We start from the raw sequence: 1,356 nt of genomic DNA, 5'->3' as shown, positions 1-1,356 counted from the left end.
GGGCGCGGGCTGGCCTCGGCGCTGGCGGGCTGGCAGCTCAGCCGCCGCCCGATGCGCGGGGCCGGTCCGGTGCTGCTGCTGGTCCTGGCGACGGCGCTGGGCATGCTGGCGGTCGGTCAGGGCGCCTCCTGGGACCGTTCGCAGGACGACCAGGCGGACTTCCGCGCCGGCGCTCCGGTGCGGGTGCTGGCCTCCGGGACGGCGGAGCTGGGCCGCACGGAGACGTACGCGGCCGTCCCGGGCGTCCGGGAGGCGGCCCCCGCCGTCCGTACGTCCCTTCAGATGTCCGGCGACCGGACGGCCACGGTGCTGGCGCTGGACACGGCGGGCGCCGCGGACGCGATGCTGCTCCGCCCGGACCTGTCCCCCGTACCGGCCCGGTCGCTGCTCTCCTCTCTCGCCCCGGAGGGCGAGGCGGCGGGCGCGAAGGTGCCGGCGGGCACCGCGCGACTGGCCCTTACGGCGACCCTGGGCCGCGCGGGGGCCGGCGGGGCCACGGGCATGACGGCCGACGTGACCGTCACGGCGCAGGACCGCGACGGCGTGCCGTACCGGCTGCCGGCCGGCGCGCTGGACGCCGACGGCCGCGGCCACACCCTGGAACTCCCCGTCTCCTCCGGCCCGCTGACCGTGACCGGCGTGGAGCTGGTCATGGCCCAGCCGAGCGGCCGCGCCCAGCAGCACCGCTTCACCCTGGAGGCGCTGACCGCGACGTCGGCCGACGGCACCGTGCGGAAGCTGGAGCTGCCCCGCTCGTGGACGGCCACCGCACGCGGCGCCGGCCAGGTCTCGCCCCCGGACGCGCCCACCAGCCCCACCCGGCCCCGGCTGCTGGCGTCCGGTCCGCCGCGGATCGAGTACGGCACCGGGTACGTCCCGGCCGACACGCCCTGGGAGACCGCGTCGCTGACCGTGCGGCTGGACGCCGCGCAGCCCGCGCCGCCGCAGCTCACGGCCGTGGCGACCGACCGCTTCCTCGACTCCACGGGCGCCCGCGCCCGACAGCCGGTGGACATCGCGCTGGACGGCCGGACCGTCACCGTGCGGATCACGCACACGGTCCACGCGCTGCCGACGACCACCGCGACGGACGCCCCGTTGCGCGGCACGGAGAAGGACGGCGGGGCGCTCCTGGTCGACCTGCGGTCGGTGAACCGGGTCTTGCAGGCGCGGTACGGGGAGAGCGTGACGCCCACCGAGTGGTGGCTGCGGACGGCGCCGGGGAAGGCGGCCGGGGTGGCCGCCGCCCTGCGCGCCTTCCCGGACGTCGATCCGGCGCAGGTCGTGGTGCGGGACGAGCTGGCCGGGCAGTTGCGCGACGACCCGTTCGGCGCGGGCCCCGGAACGGCGTTCACC

The 1,356-nt window shown here is 78.2% G+C and carries 1 pseudogene; it reads left to right on the top strand.

Annotated elements, in window-relative coordinates:
- Nucleotides 1-1,356 (top strand): annotated as a pseudogene (locus GTW67_RS10850) (ABC transporter permease); the annotation flags it as partial.

It is taken from the genome of Streptomyces sp. SID5910, from assembly GCF_009862125.1.
Classification (GTDB): Bacteria; Actinomycetota; Actinomycetes; order Streptomycetales; family Streptomycetaceae; genus Streptomyces.
This window is presented reverse-complemented; position numbering and strand designations above follow the sequence as displayed.